Genomic DNA, 5,433 nt, shown 5'->3' with positions numbered 1-5,433 from the left:
CCTGACGCCGGCGCGAGGCTGGTCGGCAGCGATGCAGCGCGCACCGGTGCCGTGGCCATCAACAGGCCAAGCGCCGTTCCCGCCAGAATCGTGTTGCGACTTTTCATGGTGTCTCCTTGTCCATTTCGTCCCGTTGCGCAGCCAAATGGAGCGCGTTGCGCCAAGTTCCACCCGGATTCGCCTGAACAGCGCGTGAATGTGGTGTTCACCTGAGATCGTGAACGCCTTGATTTGGCCGCTGCGAAGGATCACATGGCACCCATGGATCTGCCCTTCTGGAAACGCAAAAGCTTGGAAGCGATGACGCTTACCGAGTGGGAGTCGCTTTGCGACGGCTGCGGCAAATGCTGCCTGGCCAAGCTCGAGGATGAAGACTCGGGCGAGATCTATTGGACCAGCGTCGCCTGCCGCTTGTTCGATGCCGGTTCGTGCCGGTGCAGCGATTATGTGCAGCGCAAGCGCAAGGTGCCGGATTGCGTCAAGCTCACCCCAAAAAAGGTGCGCGAAATCGACTGGTTGCCGCGCACATGCGGTTATCGCCTGGTGGCCGAGGGCAAGGACCTGTTCGACTGGCATCACCTGATTTCAGGTAGCCGCGACACCGTTCATAGCGCCGGCATTTCCATGCTCGGCCGCGTCACCGCGTTGGAAAGCGACATGACGGATGACGAGGATTATTTCGATCACGTGCTGGACGAGCAGCCCTGAATCAGGGGACTTGGCGCCTGTGTCTCGCGAGCCTGTTGGCGGCTGAACCCGATATGAACGATCGGTTCGATTAAAGTTCAGGCCGGGAATGGCAAACGCATCTTCATCGCCGAAACAGGCCATGAGGAGACGCCGTCATGCTGAAGATCGTCCAAACCACCGCACTGTCCCTGAGCGTTCTGCTCGGCAGCTTCGCCACTCTTCCCGCCGCCCAAGCCGCAAGCGTCAGCGTTACCGTTGCGCCCGAGACGGTGCAGTATCGTCATGATCGTGACCGTAATCGGGATTGGCGCGACGATCGCCATCGCGGTGGCCAGCGCCGCGCCTGCACGCCGGAACGGGCGACCGAAAAGGCGTGGAAGATGGGCATCAACCGTCCCCGCGTTTCCAACGTCAACCGCAACACGATCGCCGTTCGCGGCTTCCAGCGCGGCCATACCGTGCGCGTCCTCTTCGCGCGGGCTCCGAACTGCCCCGTCATCCGCTAAAAGGGTTTTTCGGTTCCAGCGAAGAAAGGCCGGTGGAGCGATCCACCGGCCTTTTCCTTGTTCACGTCAGCGCTTTTACGCTGCTGGGACAGCGCGTTCGCGCTGGACAGCGCGTTTGCGCTGGAGATCAGCGATCGATCGCGAAGGTGACGGAGACCTGAACGTGATAGGAATTCTCGCCGGCTTCAACGGGGGCTGGCGCAGGCGCCACCGCACGCGCTTCGAAGCTCTTCGCCATCATCGGCATGGGCGGCTGGCGCATCGAGTTTTCCGAGATTTCCATGACCTGGCCGAGCTTGATGCCGGCTGCTTCAGCCAGGGTCTTTGCACGCTCCATCGCATCCTGCACCGCACGCTTGCGCGCCTCGGCGAAGACCTTGGTCGTGTCTGCCGAGTCGAAGTTGATCTGACCGCCCTGGTTGACGCCAAGCGTGACCGCCTTGTCGAGCAGCGCGCCGACCTTGTCGATCTGGCGCACGCGCACGCCGAGCGAATTCGTCACCTGATAGCCAACGAGCCGCGTTTCGGTCTCTTTGTTGTTTTCGTCGGGATAAACATAGCGCGGCTCGATCGACAGGCTGCTGGTTTGCAGGTCGGCATCGGCAATGCCCTCCGCCTTCATGGCGCTGATCACCGCCGCCATCGCCGAACTGTTGGCCTCCAGCGCTTCGCGCGCCGTCTTGGCTTCGCGCATCACGCTCAAAGACAGCATTGCGAGATCCGGCCGCGCGGTCGCCTCGCCCTCGCCCGTGACCACAATCTGCGGGGTGGGCGCGGGCGGCACCGGCTGCGCTAAAGCTGAGGCGGAACCGAGCATCAGGAAAGCAAACGGAAGAGTGGCGCGCATCGTGTCAGTGTCTCCATCGAACAAGGATCATCCCTCGCCCTACGCCTAGGTGGCGATTATGGAGCGAATACGACGCAAAACGCATCATCATTGCTGGCTTGCGCAGAAGCGCGACGCGGAACTTGTGCTGGTCGCGCAAATTGCCTAGTGGTCATCTTGGGTGGGGCCTGTAGCTCAATGGTTAGAGCCGGCGGCTCATAACCGCTTGGTTGGGGGTTCGAGTCCCTCCGGGCCCACCAACAATCATTCTCAATGGTCTTCGAACCAGCCGTCTCTTACCCGTGATCGGCGGCCCTGTGTTGGGTGATCAGGCTGAGATTGGATGGGGTTTGAAGGTTGTGCAGCGCCTGCACGCCTTCTTCGCCCAGCAGTGGTTCGGGCATCGGGCAGATGCGGTTTCGGCCTGTTTCCTTCGCGTGATAGGCTCTGGCATCAGCGCGGGCGAGCAGTGTTTCGAACGTGTCGGCGGGCTTCAATTCGGCGATGCCGCCGCTCACCGTGATTGTTGGAAGATGGGCGCCGAGATGCGGCAGGTCTGCGCGGATCGCCTGAGCCGTCAGCCATGCGCCGCGCAGCGTCGTGCGCTCCAGAACAACGATAAATTCTTCGCCGCCGATGCGAGCGACTAGCGAGGTCGGCGGGGCATTGCTCGTCAGGACGCCGGCAAATGCGCGGAGCACGGCGTCGCCGGTTGCATGTCCGTAGCCATCGTTGACCCGCTTGAAGTGGTCGAGGTCGAAGAGCAGCACTGCCACGGGCTGACCTGCGAGCCGGGCGGCATCGATGATGCGGTGCGCGTGTCGGTCGAAGCCCCGGCGGTTGGCAATGCCGGTCAGCGCATCTGTTTCCGAATCGCGGATCGACGATGACAGCACCGATTGAACGAGCATGAGCAGGATCAGCAAGCCGGCCATGACGATGAGAATGCCGCCGAGCGCCTGCGAGAACAGGGCGTAAGGACTTGCGGCATAGACCTTTGCGGACACACCGGAGCCGAACGCGGCTGCAAAGAAGGGCTCTGCCACGAAGTAGGCCGTCATGACGCCCAATAGAATAGCCAAGGCAAGCCACATCAAGCTTCGCGTTCGGCGGGCAGCTGCAATGGCTGTTGCAGCGGAACAGGCTGAGATTGCGATGAATGGGGCTTGGTAAACCAGCTCATACCAAAGCTCGTTCCGCGGCCCGTTCCAGATCGCAGCACGACCGATGATGCCGGCAAGCAGAAGACCGATCAAAATCTTTCGCGGCTGTTCCCGCCCTGCAAGCGACGTTACCCCCATGAGGAAGGTGAGCATGGACAACAGGAAGGTGCCGTAGCTGGTCGCCAGAAAGAGGGCGGTGTGATCGAGAAAGCGGACGGCCAGTTCGCTGAGCGGCGTCAGCATGCCGAGAACATAGACCGCGCTGAACCAGGTTGCCGCGTGCTGCTGGGGATAGGAAACCCGGACGACAGCGAAGGTCGTCGCGAAAAGAAGCGCTACGCAAACATTCACGACGATTGCGTAAACAGCTCCGTCCACAAGCGGCTCCCCCATTGAGCGACGAATGTTACGTTACAGGAGTTTGAGCCACTTTTTCGTTAATACCGAAATCCGCTAAACGCCCCCCGATCCCGCGCTACCCCGCGTCCTCCGTCGGAATAATCGTGATCTTGCCGCCGGCTTCGAGGATGGCGAATTTGATCTGTTCGAGGCGCTGCAGGCCGTGCTGTTCGCGTCCTGCCGCCAGGATCTCGTCGATCGAGACACGGGACTCGCGCAGAGCGTGCCAGTCCGGTTTGCAGGAGGCGATCAGGACCGTCGGGGCACCGTCCATCCAGCGGGCGAGCCGTGGAGCTTTGGTCTTGAAGGCGTTGAGCGCGATGTCGGTCAGGAACAGCGTGATGATCAGAACCACCGAGTTGACGATGGAAAAGTCGTCGCCCAGAAGCGCCTGCTGCGTGGTTTCGGCAATGATGAGCAGCAGAACAAGGTCGAACGGCGTCATCTGCGCCAAAGTGCGGCGGCCGCTCAAACGCACGATCAGGAGAAGGACGATGTAGATGCCCACACCGCGTAGAACGCTTTCCAACGGCTCGGCTCCTAGGGAAGAATAATGGTGGTGAGCGCTGATGGCGCTGCGTTGTCGATGGCGATCGCGTAATCGGCGATGCCGGGATGGATGGGGCGCAGATGCAGCTGAACAAGGATCGGCTGTTTATCTTCGGCCTTGATGACCAGGGTCTGCTTGCCGCCTTGGCCGATGACATCGGTGGCTTGCGGCTGAACGGCTTCCAGCTGGAACTGTTCGAAGAAACTGTCCGAGAAGGTGATGCGCCGTTCCGCGCCGCCGGGCGCAAGGCGCAGCGTGATCATGTCGCTTGTTTGCCAGCGGCTGACGCGGGGATAGTCGATCTGGCTTTCGCCCTGCTGCTGCGAGGCCGCGGCCAGCATGCCGCCACTGCCGGTGAGACCAACAAGGCTGGCAACCACGATCAGCCCATAGATTACCCAGGCGATGCGCTCGACCTTCCAGAAACGCTCCTGGAAGGTGCGATGCTCTTCCAGCTGCAGCCCATCTTCGCGGATTTTGGGAATGTCGCGCTCGGCGGCCATGATGTCCTTCCCGACGAATGGTCCGTTCTGGACCGATGTTTGAGGATGAACATCAGAGGGTCGGCTTTGTGGCAAGCGTCTAATCGACCGGCAGGCGCTCTCTCCCCAGCTGTGTCAGCAAGGCGTCAGCATCAGGGTTCCGGCAAAGGTGAAGGCGGTGGAGAACACGGCTGCAATCGCGGCGTAAAGAGCCACGCTTTGGAGAAAGGCAGCTGGACCGGTTGCGAACTGGCTACGGCGCAGAAATACCACCAGAGCTATGCCGGCCAGAAGATGGACGGCGTAGAGTGCAGCCAGTTGCACGCGCTGGAGCGACAGGCCCGCGAGGAGATGAACATCGCTCCAATCCTGGCGGCAGCCGATCGACAAGGCGCTGTAAAGGACGACGAAGGCTACCAGATCACGAAGCCCGCTGCAAGCGCCAAAAGCCGCTTGCCGGATGCTACCTCCCCCATCACGGCCTCCCGCCAACGGACCAGCACAGAGCGACCACCGCCAGAAGCGCGACGAGGCCGGCAACGGCGGCATAGTCGTGCCACAGCCTGCCGATGCGCAGGTCGAGACTGCGAAGCGCAGACAGTTTGCCGTGACGCTGCCGCTGCACGCCATACAGCGCCAGGATGCAGCCGACGCCGCTATGCAGGAAGGCGTAGCCGAGTATGGCGAACAGCGTGGCGTGATGGGCGTGCAGCGTCGGATCGGGGATGTCCGACGCGATCACGGCGGCAACGACCGCGCAAACGCCGGCATGCGACAGAGCGCAAAGGCCGAGCCAGGCTGAGGGCGAGCGGGTGCG

General features: G+C 61.8%; 7 protein-coding genes, 1 tRNA gene and 1 pseudogene. 3 read left to right on the top strand and 6 right to left on the bottom strand.

What is annotated here, in order from left to right:
* Nucleotides 1-261 precede the first annotated feature (261 nt).
* Together RTX98_RS19570 and RTX98_RS19565 are read left to right on the top strand one after the other, a co-directional pair.
* A complete protein-coding gene (locus RTX98_RS19570; RefSeq protein WP_312798531.1) occupies nucleotides 262-708 on the top strand; it encodes a YcgN family cysteine cluster protein in 447 nt (148 codons plus the stop codon).
* Between the two features lie 137 nt (nucleotides 709-845).
* Nucleotides 846-1,196: a hypothetical protein gene (locus RTX98_RS19565; RefSeq protein WP_312798528.1), complete on the top strand. Its 351-nt coding sequence runs from the start codon at nucleotides 846-848 to the stop codon at nucleotides 1,194-1,196.
* 127 nt (nucleotides 1,197-1,323) lie between these two features.
* Here RTX98_RS19565 and RTX98_RS19560 read toward each other — a convergent pair whose 3' ends face one another.
* Nucleotides 1,324-2,043, bottom strand: a complete 720-nt coding sequence (locus RTX98_RS19560) for an SIMPL domain-containing protein (RefSeq protein ID WP_416223183.1) — start codon at nucleotides 2,041-2,043, stop codon at nucleotides 1,324-1,326.
* A 163-nt stretch (nucleotides 2,044-2,206) separates the two neighbouring features.
* On the opposite strand from RTX98_RS19560, the gene RTX98_RS19555 reads away from it, so the two are divergent.
* Nucleotides 2,207-2,282, top strand: a tRNA-Ile gene (locus RTX98_RS19555).
* A gap of 36 nt (nucleotides 2,283-2,318) precedes the next feature.
* On the opposite strand, the gene RTX98_RS19550 is transcribed toward RTX98_RS19555, so the two are convergent.
* The 5 genes and pseudogenes from RTX98_RS19550 to RTX98_RS19530 form a co-directional block, all read right to left on the bottom strand.
* Complete coding sequence (locus tag RTX98_RS19550) at nucleotides 2,319-3,563, bottom strand: GGDEF domain-containing protein (protein ID WP_312798527.1); 1,245 nt, start codon at nucleotides 3,561-3,563, stop codon at nucleotides 2,319-2,321.
* A 97-nt stretch (nucleotides 3,564-3,660) separates the two neighbouring features.
* Nucleotides 3,661-4,113: a DUF421 domain-containing protein gene (locus RTX98_RS19545; RefSeq protein WP_189503664.1), complete on the bottom strand. Its 453-nt coding sequence runs from the start codon at nucleotides 4,111-4,113 to the stop codon at nucleotides 3,661-3,663.
* Nucleotides 4,114-4,124: 11 nt separating this feature from the next.
* Nucleotides 4,125-4,637: a hypothetical protein gene (locus RTX98_RS19540; RefSeq protein WP_312798525.1), complete on the bottom strand. Its 513-nt coding sequence runs from the start codon at nucleotides 4,635-4,637 to the stop codon at nucleotides 4,125-4,127.
* Between the two features lie 114 nt (nucleotides 4,638-4,751).
* Nucleotides 4,752-5,108 (bottom strand): hypothetical protein, encoded by a 357-nt coding sequence (locus RTX98_RS19535; protein WP_312798524.1) that lies wholly within the window; start codon nucleotides 5,106-5,108, stop codon nucleotides 4,752-4,754.
* Nucleotides 5,092-5,433: pseudogene (locus RTX98_RS19530) on the bottom strand (cytochrome ubiquinol oxidase subunit I); the annotation flags it as partial. The gene RTX98_RS19535 and the pseudogene RTX98_RS19530, both read right to left, overlap by 17 nt.

This window comes from Tianweitania sp. (genome assembly GCF_032053605.1).
In the GTDB taxonomy this organism is placed as follows: Bacteria; Pseudomonadota; Alphaproteobacteria; order Rhizobiales; family Rhizobiaceae; genus Tianweitania.
Note: the sequence above shows the minus strand (reverse complement) of the source record. Positions and strands in the feature narration are given on the sequence as shown.